The sequence below is a fragment of the Bombella mellum genome, from assembly GCF_014048465.1.
Taxonomy (GTDB): domain Bacteria; phylum Pseudomonadota; class Alphaproteobacteria; order Acetobacterales; family Acetobacteraceae; genus Bombella; species Bombella mellum.
In genome coordinates this window covers 94688-113283 of sequence record NZ_PDLY01000002.1, presented here as the reverse complement: position 1 = coordinate 113283, position 18596 = coordinate 94688, and the positions used below count along the sequence as shown (strand labels likewise).

General features: G+C 54.7%; 19 protein-coding genes and 1 pseudogene. 9 read left to right on the top strand and 11 right to left on the bottom strand.

The annotated features are described in order from the left end of the window. The first annotated feature begins 57 nt into the window (after positions 1-57). From CPA56_RS03595 to mltG, 6 genes are all read left to right on the top strand, one after another. Positions 58-783 (top strand): glycine betaine ABC transporter substrate-binding protein, encoded by a 726-nt coding sequence (locus CPA56_RS03595; RefSeq protein ID WP_182040686.1) that lies wholly within the window; start codon positions 58-60, stop codon positions 781-783. A gap of 46 nt (positions 784-829) precedes the next feature. Then, a complete protein-coding gene (fabD, locus tag CPA56_RS03590) occupies positions 830-1774 on the top strand; it encodes an ACP S-malonyltransferase (protein ID WP_182040685.1) in 945 nt (314 codons plus the stop codon). Positions 1775-1786: 12 nt separating this feature from the next. Then, positions 1787-2530 (top strand): 3-oxoacyl-[acyl-carrier-protein] reductase, encoded by a 744-nt coding sequence (fabG, locus tag CPA56_RS03585; RefSeq protein WP_182040684.1) that lies wholly within the window; start codon positions 1787-1789, stop codon positions 2528-2530. A gap of 161 nt (positions 2531-2691) precedes the next feature. Further along, positions 2692-2934, top strand: coding sequence for an acyl carrier protein (locus CPA56_RS03580; RefSeq protein WP_182040683.1), 243 nt, complete (start codon positions 2692-2694; stop codon positions 2932-2934). 129 nt (positions 2935-3063) lie between these two features. Then, positions 3064-4347 (top strand): beta-ketoacyl-ACP synthase II, encoded by a 1284-nt coding sequence (gene fabF, locus CPA56_RS03575; protein WP_182040682.1) that lies wholly within the window; start codon positions 3064-3066, stop codon positions 4345-4347. Positions 4348-4391: 44 nt separating this feature from the next. Then, entirely contained in the window at positions 4392-5471 is a 1080-nt protein-coding gene (mltG, locus tag CPA56_RS03570; protein ID WP_182040681.1) for an endolytic transglycosylase MltG, read from the top strand. A 95-nt stretch (positions 5472-5566) separates the two neighbouring features. On the opposite strand, the gene CPA56_RS03565 is transcribed toward mltG, so the two are convergent. Further along, entirely contained in the window at positions 5567-6256 is a 690-nt protein-coding gene (locus CPA56_RS03565; protein WP_182040680.1) for a lipid-binding SYLF domain-containing protein, read from the bottom strand. A 46-nt stretch (positions 6257-6302) separates the two neighbouring features. Further along, entirely contained in the window at positions 6303-7109 is an 807-nt protein-coding gene (locus tag CPA56_RS03560; protein WP_182040679.1) for an inositol monophosphatase family protein, read from the bottom strand. 158 nt (positions 7110-7267) lie between these two features. Here CPA56_RS03560 and CPA56_RS03555 point away from each other — a divergent pair, with 158 nt between their 5' ends. Next, complete coding sequence (locus tag CPA56_RS03555; protein ID WP_182040678.1) at positions 7268-8155, top strand: glucosamine inositolphosphorylceramide transferase family protein; 888 nt, start codon at positions 7268-7270, stop codon at positions 8153-8155. A gap of 45 nt (positions 8156-8200) precedes the next feature. Here CPA56_RS03555 and CPA56_RS09555 read toward each other — a convergent pair whose 3' ends face one another. The 6 genes and pseudogenes from CPA56_RS09555 to CPA56_RS03530 form a co-directional block, all read right to left on the bottom strand. Further along, entirely contained in the window at positions 8201-8473 is a 273-nt protein-coding gene (locus CPA56_RS09555; protein ID WP_326831300.1) for a hypothetical protein, read from the bottom strand. A 162-nt stretch (positions 8474-8635) separates the two neighbouring features. Then, positions 8636-8845 (bottom strand): annotated as a pseudogene (locus CPA56_RS09550) (hypothetical protein); the annotation flags it as partial. Between the two features lie 107 nt (positions 8846-8952). After that, positions 8953-9759, bottom strand: a complete 807-nt coding sequence (locus tag CPA56_RS03545) for a sterol desaturase family protein (RefSeq protein ID WP_182040676.1) — start codon at positions 9757-9759, stop codon at positions 8953-8955. Beyond that, the gene (locus CPA56_RS03540; protein ID WP_182040675.1) at positions 9756-10856 is read right to left on the bottom strand and encodes an LptF/LptG family permease; all 1101 of its coding nucleotides are present in this window, start codon (positions 10854-10856) and stop codon (positions 9756-9758) included. The genes CPA56_RS03545 and CPA56_RS03540 overlap by 4 nt, the downstream gene beginning before the upstream one ends. 3 nt (positions 10857-10859) lie before the next feature. Next, complete coding sequence (locus tag CPA56_RS03535) at positions 10860-12026, bottom strand: LptF/LptG family permease (protein WP_182040674.1); 1167 nt, start codon at positions 12024-12026, stop codon at positions 10860-10862. Then, a complete protein-coding gene (locus CPA56_RS03530) occupies positions 12020-12874 on the bottom strand; it encodes a metallophosphoesterase family protein (RefSeq protein WP_182040673.1) in 855 nt (284 codons plus the stop codon). Before CPA56_RS03530 ends, CPA56_RS03535 begins: the two co-directional genes overlap by 7 nt. Positions 12875-13077: 203 nt before the next feature. On the opposite strand from CPA56_RS03530, the gene CPA56_RS03525 reads away from it, so the two are divergent. Both CPA56_RS03525 and CPA56_RS03520 read left to right on the top strand, forming a co-directional pair. Then, a complete protein-coding gene (locus CPA56_RS03525; protein ID WP_195805096.1) occupies positions 13078-14067 on the top strand; it encodes a diacylglycerol/lipid kinase family protein in 990 nt (329 codons plus the stop codon). Next, complete coding sequence (locus CPA56_RS03520; protein ID WP_182040672.1) at positions 14060-14995, top strand: hypothetical protein; 936 nt, start codon at positions 14060-14062, stop codon at positions 14993-14995. The genes CPA56_RS03525 and CPA56_RS03520 overlap by 8 nt, the downstream gene beginning before the upstream one ends. Positions 14996-15071: 76 nt before the next feature. Here the strand turns inward: CPA56_RS03520 and spt are convergent, their stop codons facing one another. From spt to CPA56_RS03505, 3 genes are all read right to left on the bottom strand, one after another. Beyond that, complete coding sequence (spt, locus tag CPA56_RS03515; protein WP_182040671.1) at positions 15072-16271, bottom strand: serine palmitoyltransferase; 1200 nt, start codon at positions 16269-16271, stop codon at positions 15072-15074. Further along, entirely contained in the window at positions 16268-16522 is a 255-nt protein-coding gene (locus CPA56_RS03510; RefSeq protein WP_182040670.1) for an acyl carrier protein, read from the bottom strand. Before CPA56_RS03510 ends, spt begins: the two co-directional genes overlap by 4 nt. 77 nt (positions 16523-16599) lie before the next feature. Further along, positions 16600-18348: a fatty acyl-AMP ligase gene (locus tag CPA56_RS03505; protein ID WP_182040669.1), complete on the bottom strand. Its 1749-nt coding sequence runs from the start codon at positions 18346-18348 to the stop codon at positions 16600-16602. Positions 18349-18596: the final 248 nt, after the last annotated feature.

The window sequence follows — 18596 nt, the reverse complement described above, 5'->3', positions numbered from 1 at the left end:
AAACCATCGGGTGGTGGCTATCCCCAGATCTGCTTTTTCATCATGCGAGGCTCTTTCATGTCGTATCTCACTGTTGGTCATCTCTACACGGCGTTGCATGCCGCCTGTGCCAGTGGCGTGGCCCGTGTCATCGAGGCGAATGGTGAGGACGTCGCCTATGCTGATCTGGGGAATGAAGAGCGTCTTCAGGCACTGGATGAGGGTGAGATCGACATTCTTGTCTCGGCCTGGTTCCCGCAGGATGAAGACATCCTGAAACATGGGCATGAGGTCATTGGCAGCCTGTATCATCCGGAACTCAACTTTTCGGCCCTGACAAGCGCAGGGAAGGGGCAGGGATGGACGGCAGGTGATTTCTCCTCTCTTGTGACGACGGCGGAGGCCAGACCTTTCGTGGAAAGAGTGCTGGAACGGCGTGCCGATCTCAAGGAGCTGCCTTTTGAAGTCGTTGCTACAGAGAATGTCCTGTCCCGCCTGAAGCAGGATGAAGAAGCAGGAAAATGTCCCCTTGTCGCCGTGTGGCAGCCGCACGCCGTTTTCCATACGGACATGCTGGACAGCCTGCCTGACGGTGATCTGCTCGATGGGCAGGTACAGACGGCCAGGCTGGTTCTGCGGAAAGGGTTTCGTGATGAGGTGGATGAGGATCTGATTGACGAGCTCTCCATCATGATGCTGAGCAACAAGGTCATGAGTGCTCTTGACCATGCCGTCAGTGTTGATGGCATGGGGCCGGAAGAGGCTGCTGAATCATGGCAGCGTGGGCGTCTGATCCCCCGCTGATATTTTTACTGTCGCTGCTGATAAACTGAAGATGGAAGGTGTCTGTATGACACGTCATGCGTTTGTATTTCCCGGCCAGGGAAGCCAGTCTGTCGGGATGGGGCTGGAGCTGTACAAGGCTTTTCCCGTGGCCCGTGCCGTGTTCGAGGAAGTGAATGAGGCCCTGAAGGTCAATCTGTCCCGCCTGATGTTTGAGGGTGACCCGGCTGAACTGACCGCAACGGAAAATACCCAGCCGGCCCTGTTTGCTGTCTCCATGGCTGTGGTGCGGACGCTGGAACAGGAAGGAGGATTTGCCTTGGAGGAGAAGGCTGCCCTTCTGGCAGGGCATTCTCTCGGAGAGTATGCAGCCCTTACGGCAGCAGGTGTCATGGGGATTTCTGAAGGGGCCCGTTTGCTCCGTCTGCGTGGGCAGGCCATGCAGCGGGCCGTCCCGGCAGGGCAGGGCGGCATGGCGGCCATTCTTGGTGTGGAACCAGAACTCGCCCGGGAAATCTGTGAGGAATGTGCCCAGGGTGAGGTGCTGGAAATTGCCAATGACAATGGTGGTGGTCAGATTGTCATCTCCGGTCACCTCGGTGCCGTGGAGCGTGCCATGACTGCCGCCAAGGACAGGGGCATTCGCCGTGTCGTGAAACTTCCCGTGTCGGCACCTTTCCATTCGTCATTGATGGCTCCGGCTGCGGAGGAAATGAAGACGGCTCTTCAGGAAGCAGAACTTCATGCCGCTGCCATTCCTGTCATTGCCAACGTTACGGCAGAGGAAGTCTCCCGTCCTGATGATGTCCGGAACCTGCTGGGCAGGCAGATCACCGGGCAGGTCCGCTGGCGTGAGACCGTGCTGGCCATGCCGGAAAAGGGAATCACCTGCCAGCATGAGCTGGGGGCCGGAAAAGTTCTGACAGGTCTGGCACGTCGTATCGTGCCGGATATGTCTGCTGATCATGCTGGTACGCCAGCAGAAATCGAAACAATGCTGAAAAGCCTGTAAGGGGTAAATCTGATGTTCTCTCTTTCTGGTAAACTGGCCCTCGTGACAGGGGCCTCTGGTGGTATCGGTGCAGCCATTGCCCGTCAGCTTCACGAGCGTGGAGCGACGGTGGCCCTGAGCGGTACCCGGGAGGGTGCCCTTCAGGAAGTGGCCAGTTCTCTGGGTGGTGAGCGGGTACATGTCGTCCCGGCAAATCTGTCCGATGATGCACAGGCAGACGGGCTGATTGCCCGTGTTGAGGAGGAGGCGGGTCAGCCGCTGGACATTCTCGTCAACAATGCCGGGTTGACGCGGGATACGCTGGCCGTACGCATGAAGGATGAGGACTGGTCACAGGTTCTCAAGGTTGATCTGGAAAGCCCCTTCCGTCTGGCCCGTGCGGCCCTGAAGGGAATGCAGCGTCGCCGGAGTGGCCGTATCATTTCCATTGCGTCCATCGTGGGGACGACCGGCAATCCGGGGCAGGCCAATTACTCTGCGGCAAAGGCTGGTCTCGTGGGAATGAGCAAGTCTCTTGCGCAGGAAGCCGGGCGTCGTGGCGTGACGGTGAACGTGGTTGCCCCGGGCTTCGTGGAAACAGCCATGACGGATGTCCTGCCGGAATCCGTACGGGAGAAGCTTCTGGGGAGCATTCCTCTGGGCCGCATGGGTCGCCCGGAAGACGTGGCTGCCGCCGTGGTATATCTGGCTTCGGATGAAGCCGCATGGGTGACGGGAACGACGCTTCATGTTAACGGTGGGATGGCCATGGTCTGAAAAATTTGGCGTTTGCAGGAAAACATGCTAAGCGCGGCCTGCTTGGCCTGACCAAAGATCAGAGTATGGCTTCGTTGCCGGGCATTTCCATGTCTTGAAGCTGACAAGCAGGCAGGTTTTTTCTTAGGTACACCCGGTAGGGTAGCAAGGATTTAAGGCAGATGAGTAACGAAATCGCTGACAAGGTGAAGAAAATCGTTGTCGAGCATTTGGGTGTCGAGGAAGATCAGGTGAAGCCTGATGCTTCCTTCATTGATGATCTGGGTGCAGACAGCCTGGATACCGTTGAGCTGGTCATGGCTTTCGAGGAAGCATTCTCCGTTGAGATTCCGGAAGATGCAGCCGAGAAGATTGCTACCGTGAATGATGCCATCGAGTACATCACCAAGCAGAAGGCCGCCTGATTCCTGCTTACTGGAATCGGATGGTAGGGGGCGGTCTGGTCAAACCGGACCGTTCCCGTCATAAAGAAGAGCGAAGCGGACTCCCCGTTTCGCTTTATGCGTATTTAGGAATGATGAGGTAAGGCGGCGATGAGCGGCTCTGGAACGAACAGAAAACGTGTGGTCGTTACGGGAATAGGCGTAGTAAGCCCGTTGGCTGTTGGTGCAGAACTGACATGGAAACGCCTTATTGAATCTCGATCCGGTATTGGCCCGATCACACATTTTGATGCTTCTGGCCTGCCGGCCCAGATTGCAGGTGAGGTGCCGGAAGGTCCGACCGCGGAAGGTGGCCTGACTCTGTCTGACTGGGTTCCGGTCAAGGAACAGAAGAAGATGGACCGCTTCATCCATCTGGGGCTTGCGGCTGGTATCCAGGCGGTGGAAGATTCGGGCTGGAAGCCCGAGACTGAAGAAGACCGCTGCGCCACCGGCGTGCTGATGGGGTCTGGTATCGGTGGGCTGAAAACGATTTACGACAATTCTGTTGCGGTCTCCACGGGGAAGGCCCGGCGTCTGTCCCCCTTCTTCATCCCGTCCTCTCTGATCAACCTTACGGCTGGCCATCTTTCCATCCGGTATGGCTTCAAGGGGCCGAATCATGCAGTCGTGACGGCCTGTGCCTCCGGTACTCATGCCATCGGTGATGCCTCCCGTCTGATCCAGCACGGTGACGCCAAGGTCATGATCGCCGGTGGTGCAGAGGCGGCCATCTGTGAGCTGGGTATTGCCGGATTCTGCTCCGCCCGTGCCCTTTCAACAGGTTTTAATGACAATCCGACAGCGGCTTCCCGTCCATGGGACAAGGAGCGTGATGGCTTTGTCATGGGCGAGGGGGCTGGCGTGCTGGTGCTGGAAGAGTACGAACATGCCAAACGTCGTGGGGCCAAGATTTACGGAGAGATCGGCGGGTATGGCCTGTCGGGTGATGCCTATCACATCACGGCACCCGCCGAGAATCATGAAGGTGCCTATCGGGCCATGCAGGCAGCCCTGAAGGATGCCCGGGTCACTCCGGATGCAATCGGGTATGTCAATGCTCATGGTACGTCCACCATGGCGGATGATCTGGAACTGGGAGCTGTGGAAAGGCTGTTCGGGGAGGCTGTGGCCAAGACGAGCATGTCATCCACCAAGTCGGCCATTGGTCATCTCTTGGGAGCAGCTGGTGCTGTGGAGGCCATTTTCTGCCTTCAGGCCATGCGGGATGGAATCCTTCCGCCAACCCTCAATCTTGACAATCCCGCCAGTGAGAGTGTCATTGATCGTATTCCTCACAAGGCGAAGGAAAAGCAGGTTGATGTGGCTCTTTCCAACAGCTTCGGCTTCGGCGGAACCAATGCCAGCCTGATCCTGAAGAAATTCAAGGACTGACCTGAATATCTGATGCAGTTTTTTGTCGGTTTAAGGATTTTGACATGACACAGGAATCTGCATCAGAGGGCCGACAGGATGGGTCTTCTCCTCCGGTCCAGGAGGGGAAAGAAAATCGGGGGAAACGGCGTTTCCGCCTTGTGACGAAAGGACGGGTTTTTGCCCTTCTGATTGTTGCCGCAGGTGGAATGTTGTTTGCGGGCTATGGTCATTATACGGACCCAGGGCCTTTGCAGACGGAACGTGTGGTTGTCATTCCTCGTGGCGGTGCGGATCGTGTCATCACTGTCCTGCAGGACAATGGCGTTCTTGCCCGAGGCGTCGTCTCTTCTTTCTTCTTTAAGGCGGCCATGTTGGCGACCCATTCACAGGGAAGCATTCATGCTGCCGAACTCAAATTTCCTGAACGGGTATCCATGGCTCATAGCCTGGATATTCTGCGGCATGGTCGTCCCGTTACCCACAGTCTGACCATTGCGGAAGGGCTGACAGCCCGACGTATCAGGACGTTGTTGACGCAGGCCCCAGCCTTGCAGGGAGAGACTCCCCCCATCCCCGAAGGATCTGTTGCGCCTCAGACATTTTTCTATGTCTGGGGGATGGAGAGGAGTGCTCTTCTCCAGCATATGACAGGTCTGATGAAAGATACCGTGCAGGATGTCTGGGCACGGCGGGACCAGTCTGCTCTTGAAGGGGTTGTCACGACGCCGGAGCAGCTTCTTGTTCTTGCCTCCCTGATTGAGCGGGAAACATCTCTGCCAGAAGAACGACCTCAGGTCGCCCGGGTTTTCCTGAACCGTCTGAAACAGAGGATGAAGTTGCAGACTGATCCGACGGTCATTTATGCCCTTAGTGACGGAGAAGGAGTCCTGTCACGTTCCCTGACGCATGAAGATCTTCAGTTTGACAGTCCATACAACAGTTACCAGCATTCAGGTTTACCTCCTGGGCCAATATGTTCTCCTGGGCGTGACTCACTGGAGGCAGCGGCTCACCCGGCGGAAGGAGATGCGCTGTATTTTGTTGCGACAGGTCATGGGGGACACAGGTTCGCCCATACATTGTCTGAACAGACGGAGAATATTCGTGCCTATCGTCGGGCCAAGGCGACGGGAGCACAGTAGGTTTAGCCTGTTTCAGGTAAAAAAAGAGGCCGCTCTCTTTTGGAGAGCGGCCTCTTTTGCATCGTCAGGTTATCCTGAACCAGAAGAACTTTCCCTTATTGGTTATTGAAAACCTTCATCACAACGCGACGAAGCGGATCAGCAGCCTTGTTGTTGACCTGCATACGGACAACGATGTCTTCGGGACCAACGATCTGCTTATAGTAGCTGCGGTTTGCCGTACTGTCGGCCTTCAGCTTGCTGCTTCCAAGGGAGACACCGGCGAAGACGCCATTGCTCTTCTGCATGGCATAAACTTCTTTGGGGGTGTTCTGTGCACTGGTTCCGCTGCCGAACGCTGCATCAGCCTTGGCGTCGAAGGAGTATTCGTGGTCCATCAGGTTCAGCAGGGCTTTCTGAGAGGTCACGAAGAGGAACAGCTGGCTGTGCTGATACCCAGCCTGAAGGCCGAAGGAGCCGGAGCTGAGGCGATAGAAAGCCGGGTTTGACCAGGAATTGCTGGCCCCGCGAGCCAGCAGGAGGCACTGGCCACCGCTACCACCAAAAATCAGGGACATTTTCGTGACATCCGGGCAGACCACCACGGCCTTCGTCTCAGCAAGAATGCGGGCCGTTTCCGGTTTTACCTGGGAGTCCACAAAAGCGGACTGCACGGCAAAGGTTGCCTGATTGATCAGAGACTGCTCCTTGGAGATTTTGGAGGCCTCGGCAGCGTAAGCATTCACGGCCAGCAGACCGGCAGCAACCGCCAGTGTCCGGGAGACAACGGAGAAAGATTTGAACATGGAGAAACTCCTGTGGGTAATAACGGTTGACGTAACTGTTATAAACTTAATCAAACGGAACGCCTAGTGTATCCGACAGGGTGCTGGCGATTGTCGGCGCACTGGCAAGTATGGTCGTACGCTGCGTCAGGCCACCCATTTTCAGAAATGGCGACACGCATGCTCCAGCCTCTTCCAGAAGAACCAGAGCAGCTGCTACATCCCACAGGAAGATGACAAATTCGTGATACCCGTCCGAGCGTCCACAGGCGACGTCAGCCAATGCCAGTGCGCCAGAGCCGAGGGAACGAGGCATGGCTCCCTTGTTCAGAAGGGCCTGCATTTTTTCTGGGTACCATCCTTCCGGTACGTAAGGAGACCAGCCCACTTCCACCATGGCTTCCTTCAGGCTGGAGGTTGTGGACGCCTTGATGGGGCTGTCATTCAGAAAGGCCCCTTTGCCCTTTCGTGCGATGAAAGTTTCCTGAAGGGCAGGGGCCTCGATGATGCCGGCAACCGGGACGTCCTGATACATGAGACCAAGAGAGATGCACCATCTGTTCCGGCCTCTTGCGTAGTTTGATGTGCCGTCGATTGGGTCGATGATCCAACGGAACAGGCCGGAGGAGGCCCCTCCATGTTCTTCCCCCAGAAAGGCATCTTCGGGAAACAGTGCAGCCAGATGGGTCGTGACGAACGTTTCAACGGCTCTGTCAGCTTCTGTCACATAGTCCTGATGACCCTTGAGGTCCGCAACAGGTTTGCCCGGCGCAGGCTGCATGGCTTGTGCAAGAGATGCAGCTTTCCTGATGATGCTGTGGGCAGCATGGAAGCGAAGGTCAATGGCTGTTTCAAGATCGAATATGTCAGTCATTCAGATATCCCTGTTCTGGAAGCCGTCTGGGCGTGTATCCATTGCAAAATAAAGGAAGATTACAGAAATGTCAGCAGAGCATGAAGCCCTTTTACTGGTGAAGGGACGGATGTATGATGAGGGACAATTATGAATATGTCTCTACGGGATGGCAGATTATGAAGCTGTTTAAGACGGATTACTGGCGGTCAGCCATTCTCCACGCTCCTTTCGAGCAGATCATCAGGCAGAACAGTCTGGATGATATTGATGTCACGTTTCTTCCTGCCTGCGGCAAGGAGGGCTTTCTGGCCGATCCATTCGGCATATGGCAGGATGACTGCCTGTATGTTTTTGCTGAATTTTATGATTACAATCAGGGGAAGGGCATCATAGAAGTGCTGATCTATGACAGGCACTTCACCCTTCAGGAACGTCGTCCTGTTCTGAGTGAGAACTGGCATCTGTCGTATCCACAGATTTTTCGGTACGAGGGGGCGGTCTACATGCTTCCTGAGGCGTACAAATCGGGGCGTCTAACGCTCTACAAAGCCACGTCTTTTCCCTATGAATGGGAGAAGGTACCCACGTTCGACTTTCCCATTGGCGCAATCGATGCCACGCCACTTCATCATGCTGGCCGCTGGTGGCTTTTCTGGACACCGCCGACTCCCAAACCGGCTAGGCAGAGTACGCTGCATATCGCTCTGGCAGAGGAGCTGACAGGGCCGTGGTGCGACATGGGCCGTTTCCTTATCGACCGGAGCGGAGCCCGTCCAGGAGGAACACCCTTCATAGAAGGGGATGACGTTGTTCTTCCCGTACAGGATTGTTCCGAGACCTATGGGGGAGGGTTGCGCCTGCTGCGCATCAACGGGTTCAGCAAAGGCAGGCCGTCCATCAGTGGTGGGGATGCCATTCCGTTACACGTTCCAGAAATGAAGGATTACCCGGACGGCATACATACGCTTTCAGCGGCAGGTGATGTGACGCTGGCAGATTTCAAGAAAATCAGACGTGGTCTGGGTTCTGCGCTCATCAATATCAGGACAAAATTTCTGAAATAAAGAAGTGGCGTCCTGCCCGACCAGAACTGTCGGGCAGGACGTTTTCTACTCTTGAAAGAGCAGCTGTTCGACGAGAGCGGCGTCGGCGGGTTTGTCAACATCAACAGCAGCTCGGCCGTCGGAGAGAGGGACAAGACGGACACGTGCACCGGTCAGGGCCTGAATGCGCTGTTCCAGCAGGTCGGAACTGAATGTTCGGGTGAGTACCCGCAGGATGGTGGACAATCCCAAGATCATGGCCATCCGTAGTGGCTGTTTTCTGTATTTCTGGAGCCGCTGCCAGAGAGCAACGACGGCCCCGGATCGGGGCGTGGCCATCCAGAACAAGTTGCATCCCGAAAAATGGATATCAGATAAACGGATATAGGTGCGCTGTGTCTGAGGAACATCCCGTTGGATGGTCTCTTTCAGGGCAATGCCAGCTGTCAGATCCGCTCTGGTTTTTTGGCTGTTCCGAATGAATTCCGTTACCCATGCAGGGCAAAGCAGGGCATGGTCTGCCGTCGTGACAAGACAGGGCATTCCGATCGTTTCAAGAGCCTGGGCCACGCTTTCGCTGGGAGATGGAGCCGCCTTCAGAAGGGTGGCCCGATTTCTTAAATGTCCAAGCAGATCCGGCTGCTCGATGCTGATCCATATCTTCCCGATTTCAGGAACCTGCTCCAGAGTCCGAAGGACACGTTCAATCATGGGAACGCCCTGGATGGGGAGAAGAGCCTTATGGGATACGTTTCCCAGACGGGCAAGCGGGTCACGTTCTCCATCACGTGACCCGGCCAGTATCAGTACGGGGGTACTCATGCGCTCTTTGAAAGCTCTTCACTTTTCGGTGCACGGGCAGGATCGGGCCGGTCACGGGGAGGGGCTCCCGTCCGGCGCATGACCCATGGATAACGCTCCGCTTCTTCAACCGTGTACCCCAGATTGAACACATACGGGCTACGGGGGCGTTCCTTGGCGGCCCGATAGAAAGTTCCCATCAGCCTATCCGGCAGATAGTTGGTGATTCCATAATTGCCATCTTCATCATGAAAATGATGAAGGACATGAAGCTGCTTGATGTAGACCACCCACTGCCACTGGGGCTTGTAGGCCAGATGCTGGATGCAGTGGAAGAATTCGTAAATGCAGGTCATGACCAGAGCCGTGGAAAGGGCAGAAAATGCTCCACCCCAGCCGCCAATCAGCCAGCCGATGGGCATGGTGATGACCATCATGGTTGGAACCGTATTCAGGGGAGAACCGAACAGCACTTCCAGCAGATGGGGGTCCTGATGATGATCGAAATGGATACGCTTCCACATGGAAGCCGTGATGGGGTTACGGTAGAACCAGCGGCCGTGCAGGATATAACGGTGGATGATGTACCAGGCTGTAGGATAGACGGCAACGATGACCGGGATGGGAATGATCAGACCCCACCAGCTGTGACGCAGATGCAGGCTGAGTATGGCCGTGCCTATGATGAGGGCAAAATAGAGCAGAATGGTTGGATAGGTCAGATAGGCCGCCCATAACTGCGAAAGATTCATCTTCCCCAGGTCGTAACTCCTGCCCTTCTGCATGAGAGTCGTTCCCTGGAAGAACTGTTTCAACGTACTCATTTTTCCTCCATTCGCAGTATCCAGGCCAGACCAGCCAGCGCTGCCACGATCTGGCCTGAACTTATAGCGATTAATATGGGAAGGGAACCTGAATTTCCCAGTGCGGAGATCATACCCTGAAGAATGACCACTCCCAGTCCTGCCGCCATGACGTAGACAGGCAGCGGGTTCCGCAGCCCTGCACGGGGGGGGATGTAGGTGATGGGCAGGGTGATGAGAAGCATGACAGCCATCTGTATAGGCAGAAGCAGGGTGGCATACAGGGCCATCAGATAATTTGATCTGGGCAGGTTGGATGGAGCCTCCCGGGAAAATATCTTCCTGAATTGATGGGGCGTGTAATAGACGCCCTGCAATGTCATGTTGATGATCTGCTGTGGGGTGGCTCTTAGGTCAGGAAGGACAGGAAGGTCACTGACTTTGGCCTGGGTCTGTTCTTTTGAAAGAGTCAGCTGTTTGGCGCTTCCCTGAGGTGCCCAGTGTCCATTTTCATAGACCAGTTTTTCATAATACTGGCAGCCGATGAGAATCCCATCCTGTGCTCGCCGACTGTAGAAAACGACCTTTGACAGACTGTTTCCCCCATGACTGACCGTCTCGACATGGATGATGTCCGGTCCAAGATGAAACCAGAGACTGTGAAGGTCATCCGTTGCATTGGCCTGTGTGGCACCCTCGTTCCACCAGCGGTTGAGTTCCTGCTCGCAGGAAGGGATGACCCAGAACTGGACGGCCATACAGGTAAAGCCCAGAAAAATGGGGCCCGGCAGGAGATAGCGGAACATGTTGATGGTTGAGAGCCCCGCCGCTTTCAGGACCGCAATTTCGCTGGAAAGTGCCATCTGAAGCAGGGTGAACAGGCCACCGATCATGACCGAAAGTGGCATGATTTCAACGATCAGCGTGGGCAGATGAAGACCGATATATTTGAAAAGTCCACTCATCCCAAGATGGCGGTCCAGAATGGTGGAAGCATCATCAAGAAGGGCCAGAATTTCAAGGAGAGCTGTCAGGACGCCGCAGCATATGAAAATCTTGGCGAGAAGTGGCTTGAGGAAAACCTTGAGCAGCGTGGGATGGGAAAGGGGAAGCCTCATGATTTAAGCCTCCTGCGCCGTGTGCCTGTGTCCATGACGCCAGGAGACCTGGGAGCGGGCAAGCAGGGCGATTGTGCAGCCAACACAGAAGATGATTTCTGGCGCCCAGAGCGTCAGCCAGACGGAGGCCTTCCCATTGGTGGCCATGCTGTGACCGAAAAGCAGTATCTCGTTGAAACCGACGAGGATGATGGCCAGCATGATCTGTCCGATCACGGATTTCCGTCTTTTGCGTCCCACTGCGAAGGCAATGGTCAGCAGCGGGATGAACATGATGCTGATGGCTCTGGTCAGCCGGAAGTCCAGCTCGGATCGCAGCACGATGTAGGAAATGCGGGGTGAGCCATGATGAAGGGCCTGAAGGAGTTCAGGAGTGGTCATTTCCCGTTCGTCATCACCGCGGGAGCGGAAGGCCTGACGGCTTCTGGTCCGTTCTATGATCCGGGCGATGTGTTCAAAGTGGGTGATGGTGACATGGTTGTCATCGGGCAGGTCAGGTGTGTTGACGTGCACGATTACACCGTCCCAGAGGTCAAGCTGGGTGGCCTGATCACGTTCTGACAGGGTCAGAAGCCCCCGGGGAGCCGTGATCAGTTCGGCCTTGCCATTGTTTTTCAGGTTGCGGATGAAGATGTTTTTCAGGCGGGAGCCTCCCTGATCGACATGGTCAGCCGTCAGCATCGTGGTGGATGATGTGGAAGCGAACATGTCGGACTGGAGATGAGGTGCCCAGCCCGTATGTCTGGCAAAGTAGAAACCTTCCCGGTAATCATAGCGGGCGATCGGCTGGATGTAACCGTACAGAAATACACTGAGCACGGCCAGAATGGCCCCGACCTTGATGTAAGGCTGACTGATCCGCAGAAGGGAAATATGGCCAGCGCACAGGACGTCAATCTCGTTATGATCACTCATGCGATTGACGGTCATGAATATGGCGATGCAGAGAGCTGCCGGCAGGGCCAGCCCCATGTAATGGGGTAAAAGATCACTGAGGAGCGACAGCAGCGTCGCAATGGAGCTGCCACTGCTGGCCAGATGATTGAACAGCGTCAGCAGCCGTTCCAGAAGGAGGGCAACCAGCATGGTCCCCAGTGCGATAGCAAAGGGGGGGACGAGCTGACGGAGCAGATATCGGTCCAGTGTTGGCAGGTTGCTCTTTATCAGCATGCAGTCTGTCCTACCGGAGTATTGGAGAGCCATGTCAGGTGTGACAGCGTCTCTCCCTCATGATCCTTGCGCATCAGTTCGATCTGCCAGCCAGTATCCTGCGGCGTGAAGGTAAGATGGTTCCAGGAGGCCCTGCGCTCGGGAGACGTGCTGTTCATGGCAGCGGCACTGATCCCGAGAAGAGGAATGCTGGTTCCTTCCACTGTTGTTACCGTGGCGTCATGGGAATGACCGTGAAGTACAAGTTCCGCTCCATGAGTGCTCAGCACTCTGGAAAAGGCTGGCGTGTTGATGAGGGATTTCCTGTAGGGGAGCAGCCCTTTACGGGGAGGGTGATGGAGCATGATCACCCGGCAGTATCGCTCTTCACCCAATTCTGCAAGCAGTCTTGCCAGTTTCGTGAGCTGTTTCCTGTCAATGCGGCCATAGGCCGTGAAGGGAGGGGTAGGCAGGGCAGAGTTCAGGCCGATGACGGCGACCTTCCCGAAATATCGAACGAAGGGAAATTCTTTTCCCGACCAAGGTTCCCACAGGGCAAGGCTACGGTCATGAGCGATGGGGGCCATCAGATCATGATTTCCAGGGATGACCACGGGGGAGAGTGGAAGTGATTTCAGCCAGATGGCAGCCTGCTTATACTCTTCGCTCGTGCCAAAATTGGTGATGTCGCCACTGATCAGGAGGGCCGACAGTTCTTTGTGGGTGGCAATATTGTCCAAGAGCTGTGCGGTGACTGATGGGCGCAGAACATGACGGCGTCTGCTGATCCAGAGAATACGGCTGAGTAAACGTTTGTTCAGAAAAGAAGGCCACGCAATATGGGGTGGTGGAAGATGCGGGTCTGACATGTGTGCCAGACAGATGGAGAGGTCGCGCCGATTGGAACAGGTGGCGGACGGGTCGGAAAACATTATGGCACCATGTTCATGATGGGGATGATTTTTCAGGGGAACTCCCTGCTGGCTCCCTTAGCATAGCCATGTTAAAGGAATTCGACCAGCGTATGAAATGGTCTGGTTTTTATGTTTCTGGGCGGATTTGTGGTGGATAGATGCAGAGATTAGAGAAGATTATACAGCCAGCCCTGATACATAATCCGAATAGCCGCAAAAATGCACAGGATCACGGTCAGTTCGTGAGGATGGCACGACGCAAGATGGGGGATTTCTGTGTTTCTGCTCTGAATGACAGTCATCTGCCGGCCCATCTGACAGACCTGAAAAACAAGGGGGTCGATCTGATTGCCATCAGTGGGGGGGACGGCACCGTCAGTGCCTGCCTGACCACGATTGCCAACATTTATCATGATGTTCCGCTGCCTGCCGTAGCTATTCTTCCATCTGGCAATACGAACCTCATCGCTGGCGATGTAGGGTTCGGTCTTCATGGTGCGGAGGCCATAGACCGTCTTTTGAGGCCGGAAGGACTGAGAAGCTGCATCCGTACCCCGATCAGACTTTCCTGGCCAGAGGATGAGCGGCCATCAGTACTGGGCATGTTCGGGGGGTGTACCGGGTACGCTCGGGCTGTGCGGATAGCTCACTCTCCCAGTGTTCTGAAATTTGCACCTCATGATCTCGCAGTTTTTTTCACCCTGTTCAGCAGTATGGCCAGCCTTCTTTTCAGGCGGAGCCGTGAGTCATGGATGCGTGGTGATGAGCTGTTGTGGTCAGCAAAGAATGGAGCGGTTACAGGTACGGAAGCGGACGATCGCAGCTTTCTGTTCATGGCAACGGCACTGGAAAAGTTGTCACATGGTATCTGGCCATTCTGGAATGCGACCTCCGATGTAAATGATGGTTTTCGTTTTCTGAACGTGAAGGCTTTCCCCAAAAATCTGCTCGGAGCCTGTTTCAATCTTCTAAGAGGACAGGCACCAGACTGGCTTCGCTCTCATGAGGACTATGTCAGTGCAGTGGCTAAAGAGATGCTTTTGAAAACGGATAGTAATTTTGTACTGGACGGGGAAGTGTTTCCAGCCTCGGTTGGAGGCCACATAAAGCTGGAAGAGGGACCGGCTTTTCGGTTTGTTTATGTCTGACGCTCTGGAGAAAATGCTCGCTGGTGAGCTGACGACGATCGTTCCTAGTCAGGTTGGGCAGTTTGCGGAGTTCATTGTCAGCAGGCTGAAACAACGTCCGTTAGGTGTTCTGTTTTACGGTTCTGTCCTCCGTAAGGTCGATCCTGAAGGTATATTGGATTTTTACGTCATCACTGACCGGCCTGCCAGTTTAAATGGGAATCATTTGGCGAGCTGGGCCAATCAGCTTCTTCCACCGAATGTTTATTACATGGAACATGAAGTGGGTGGACGGGTCATGCGGGCCAAGGTGGCCTTTCTGTCCAGCCGACAGTTCAGGAAGCGTAGCACGATTTTTTCCGTGGATACGACCATCTGGGCTCGGTTCTGTCAGCCTGTGCGGCTGGTCTGGGTGCGTGATTCTGTAAGTGCTGATCAGATATTGCAGAGTGTGAGACAGTGTGTAGTCACTGCTTCCTGTTGGGCTGCCCTTCTGGGGCCTGAGAAGGGCAGGGCTGCCGATTACTGGCATCATCTTTTTGCCTGTACATATGAGGTTGAACTGCGTGTCGAGAAAAAGGGACGCAGTTACAATCTGTTACAGGGGAAGGAGGATCGCTATGCAGTCATGTTGAAAGAAGCGTGGCTTCAGGCTTCCCTTTGGTATCGGAAAGAGGGTGATCTGCTTCATCCCGAGTTGACGGCTACAGCCAAAAGTAAGGCTAGGAAGAACTGGCAGACAATAAAGAGCTGTGGGAAGCCTCTGAATGTCATCAGGCTGATCAAAGCTGCCTTTACGTTCAGGGATGGGGTATCTTATCTTCTTTGGAAGATAAGGCGGCACACAGGGAAAGAAATCCAAGTGTCTGCGTTTGAGAGGAAACATCCCATTCTGACGTTACCACTCTTTCTCTGGCGTGCCCGCCATGTCCGTGACAGCAGACAGTAAATTTTAAAGGTGGTGTTCCTTTCTGCCTGTAATGTTTTCAGACGCAGAAAGGAACATTCAGAACTGGTCGGCGATATCAGACCAGTTTCAGTTCCTTGGCAATGGAACCAAAGGTATCTACTGCTCGATCAATTTCAGCGGCAGAGTGAGCTGCCATGACTGAGCAGCGTAGCAGGGGTCTGTTGTCCGGAGTGGCCGGGGGGAGGGAGAGATTGACATACACCCCAGCATCAAGAAGGGCATTCCAGAAGGCGATAGCCTGTGGAATATCTTCTAGTGTCACGGCAATGACCGGTGAGATAAAATTGCTGGTGTTCAGGCCAACGGCCTTGAAGCCCTGATGCAGACGGGCCGCATTGTCCTGAAGTTTCTGACGCAGCTCTGGTCTGTTGCTAATTTCCTCAAGAGCAGCCAACGTGGCGGCGATGATCTCGGGAGGAAGAGAGGCCGTGAACATGTACGGACGTGAGCAGAGGCGCATCAGATCGATTTCATCGTGATCTGTGACGCAGTAACCCCCGACCGTTCCCAATGACTTGGAGAATGTGCCAACGATGAAGTCGATATCTTTCTCACACCCCTGCATCTCAGCGACGCCACGGCCATGATCACCGAGAACGCCAAAGGAATGTGCCTCATCGACCATCAGAGGAACATTGTGGCGTTTTTTAACGTCCACGAATTCATTTAGAGGGGCAATATTCCCTGTCATGGAATAGATGCCCTCGGCAATGATGAGGCGTGCTCCAGTGGTTTTGTCTGTCCGTGCGATACGTTTCTCAAGGTCGGCCGGGTCATTGTGACGGAACCGGATCACCTGCGCGCCGGAAAGGCGGGCACCATCGTAAATGGATGCATGGCTGTCCGCATCAAGGAAGAGAATATCGTCCTTGTTGACCAGAGCCGAAATCGTGCCGAGATTGGCCTGATAACCCGTGGAGAAAACCATGGCATGTTTTTTCTGAAAAACATCTGCCAGAGCCTTCTCCAGTTTCTGGTGAAGACCGAACGTACCATTTGCAATACGGGAGCCCGTGGTGCCCACACCCATGGTTTCGGCGGTATGAATGGCAGCATCTCGGGCCAAACCGGACTGGCTGAGACCAAGGTAGTTGTTGGTGCCGAATAGCAGTGTCTCACGCCCTTCGATAATTCCTACGGTAGCGGAAAGAGGGCGTTCGATGACAACTCCAAAAGGATTCCTCGGGCTGGCAGCCATGAGGGACTCATAGTTTCCCTTCAGGGTAGAATACTTGTCAAAAAGTCCAGCACTCATGCCTGTTCTGCCTTGATAGCATGCAGGCAGGCGGCCAAGTCATTGATCGTGCGAATGTCGGCAAGTTTATCGAGCGGGACGGAGACATCAAGAGTGTCTTCAATCTCCATCACGAAGTTCATGACGGCCAAGCTGTCAAAAGCCAGATCTTCAACGATGCGGCTGTCTCCAGAGATGTCACGTGGCACTTTGGGGTTCTCCAGAAGTTTCTGGAGAATGAGATGAGAGATATCGGCAACACTGTCTGTCATGTCTTGTCCCTTTGTGACCAAGCGAAGAAGGAAGAATTATATAATCTTCCCAAGCCGGGAGATAGCCTTTTCGGTGTTCAGGCGAATTCCTTGTTGAGATACATGGCCTTGGCCTTGGCCCGTGTCAGCTTTCCGGAGGAAGTCTGCGGCAGGGAGCGTGGTGGAACCAGTACGACATCCACATCAATACCGTGAAGGCGCCGGAAAAGGGCTACCAGCTCATCCTGCAGTCTGGTCCTAGGTTCTTCATCCGTATAGCGGCACTGCACGAGAGCGACAACACGCTCTCCTTGGCTGTCATCTACCGAGAATACGGCCACATCACGGGAGCGAAGAGAAGACACTTCATGTTCGGCCGCCCATTCCAGATCCTGCGGCCAGATGTTGCGGGCATTGATGATGATGAGATCTTTGGCACGACCTGTGATGACGATCTGCCCATCCAGCATATAGCCGATATCCCCGGTATTCAGCCATCCATCAGATGAAAGGGCCTGCGCCGTTTCATCAGGACGATTGAAATAACCTGACATCAGGCTGGGACCACGGACATGGACGGTACCGACTTCGCGATCCTGAAGAACCTTGCCCGAGCTGTCACGCACCTCAATCTGATGGCCAGAAAGACAGACACCGCAGAGAACGAAGTCACGGGCCGTTTCCGTCCCTTCCTTGGCAGGCTGTGCGTAATCTCTCTGTTCCATGACGGAAAGATCAACCGTATCGGTGCACAGTCCCGTATTGAGGGGAGCAAAGCTGATGGCGAGTGTTGTTTCGGCCATTCCATAGCTGGCGACGAAAGCTCGTGCATCGAAACCACGTTTTGCAAAGGTTTCTGCGAAATTGTGTATGATGTGGGGGCGGATCATGTCGCCGCCAATGCCGGCAATCCGCCATGAGGAAAGATCAATGTCTTCCCGTGCTCCACGGCGTGCACAGAGTTCATAGCCGAAGGAGGGGCTGTAGGACATGGTGCCTTTATTACGGGCAATCAGCTCCAGCCAGATATGCGGACGACGGGCGAATTCCCGTGTGGGCAGAAGATCAACGGAGAGCTGGCATGTCATTGGTGTCAGGAAGAATCCGACAAGCCCCATGTCATGATATAGGGGAAGCCAGGAAACACAGCGGTCGTCCCGTTCATCTGAACTCGGATAGACCTGCAGGCCATAACGGGCAATGGCATGTGCGTTTGCCATTCCTGCTTTTTGCGTCACGCTGATTCCCATGGGGAAACGGGTACTGCCGGAGGAGAACTGAAGATAGGACAGACCATCTTCCCGAATTTCTGGAAGGGGAATGTCCTGTTCTTCCAGAGCCATCAGTTCAGCAGGGGAGCCACCGAAAAGAAGAGGGAAATCAGCAACGATATCCGCAGTCCATCCACCGATGACATCCGGCACGACGACGGCTTTGGCATCGGCACTGGTGATCATGCCACGCAGGGTATTGATGTAGCCTTCCTTGCCACCAAAAGCGACAGGTAGGGGAAGGGGAGCAGGGACAAGGCCGGCGTACTGACAGCCAAAGAAAATACGGGCAAAGTCACCATCGCTTTCAGCCACGATGGCCACACGGTCGCCCGGTTTCAGGCCAAGGCCAAGCAGACGGCGTGCCGTAGCGTGTGCCTGCTGGCGTAGTTTACTGTAGGGAAGCACCTCAAGCAGGGTGCCACGTCCGGAATAAATGTTGAAGCCACTCTTCCCCTGCGCCGCATAGTCAAGAGCGGCCGGAAAGCTTGGGAAGTCTCCATACCGACGCTCAATACCCGAACGGCTCGGCGTGATGGAAAGGGTGGGACTGGGTTTCTGATTGGCCTCGGTCAAACCTGGACTAGCTCCGTTTGGACCATCAGACTGGAAATCTTAAGGCCCCTGCGAAATCAAAAAAACTTAACCCCTGTGCATAGGGTAAAGGCCGCTCCACACATGGCAGAGCAGCATGGTGTGCCCTGTCTCTAATACAAAAGCCCCCTTTGCCTCAAGCATATGTCATCAATTTCGCAGACAAAATTGCGGGGTCCATATACTCATGGACAGGCACCCTGTAGGAAACTGACAGAAAAGTCTGGAAA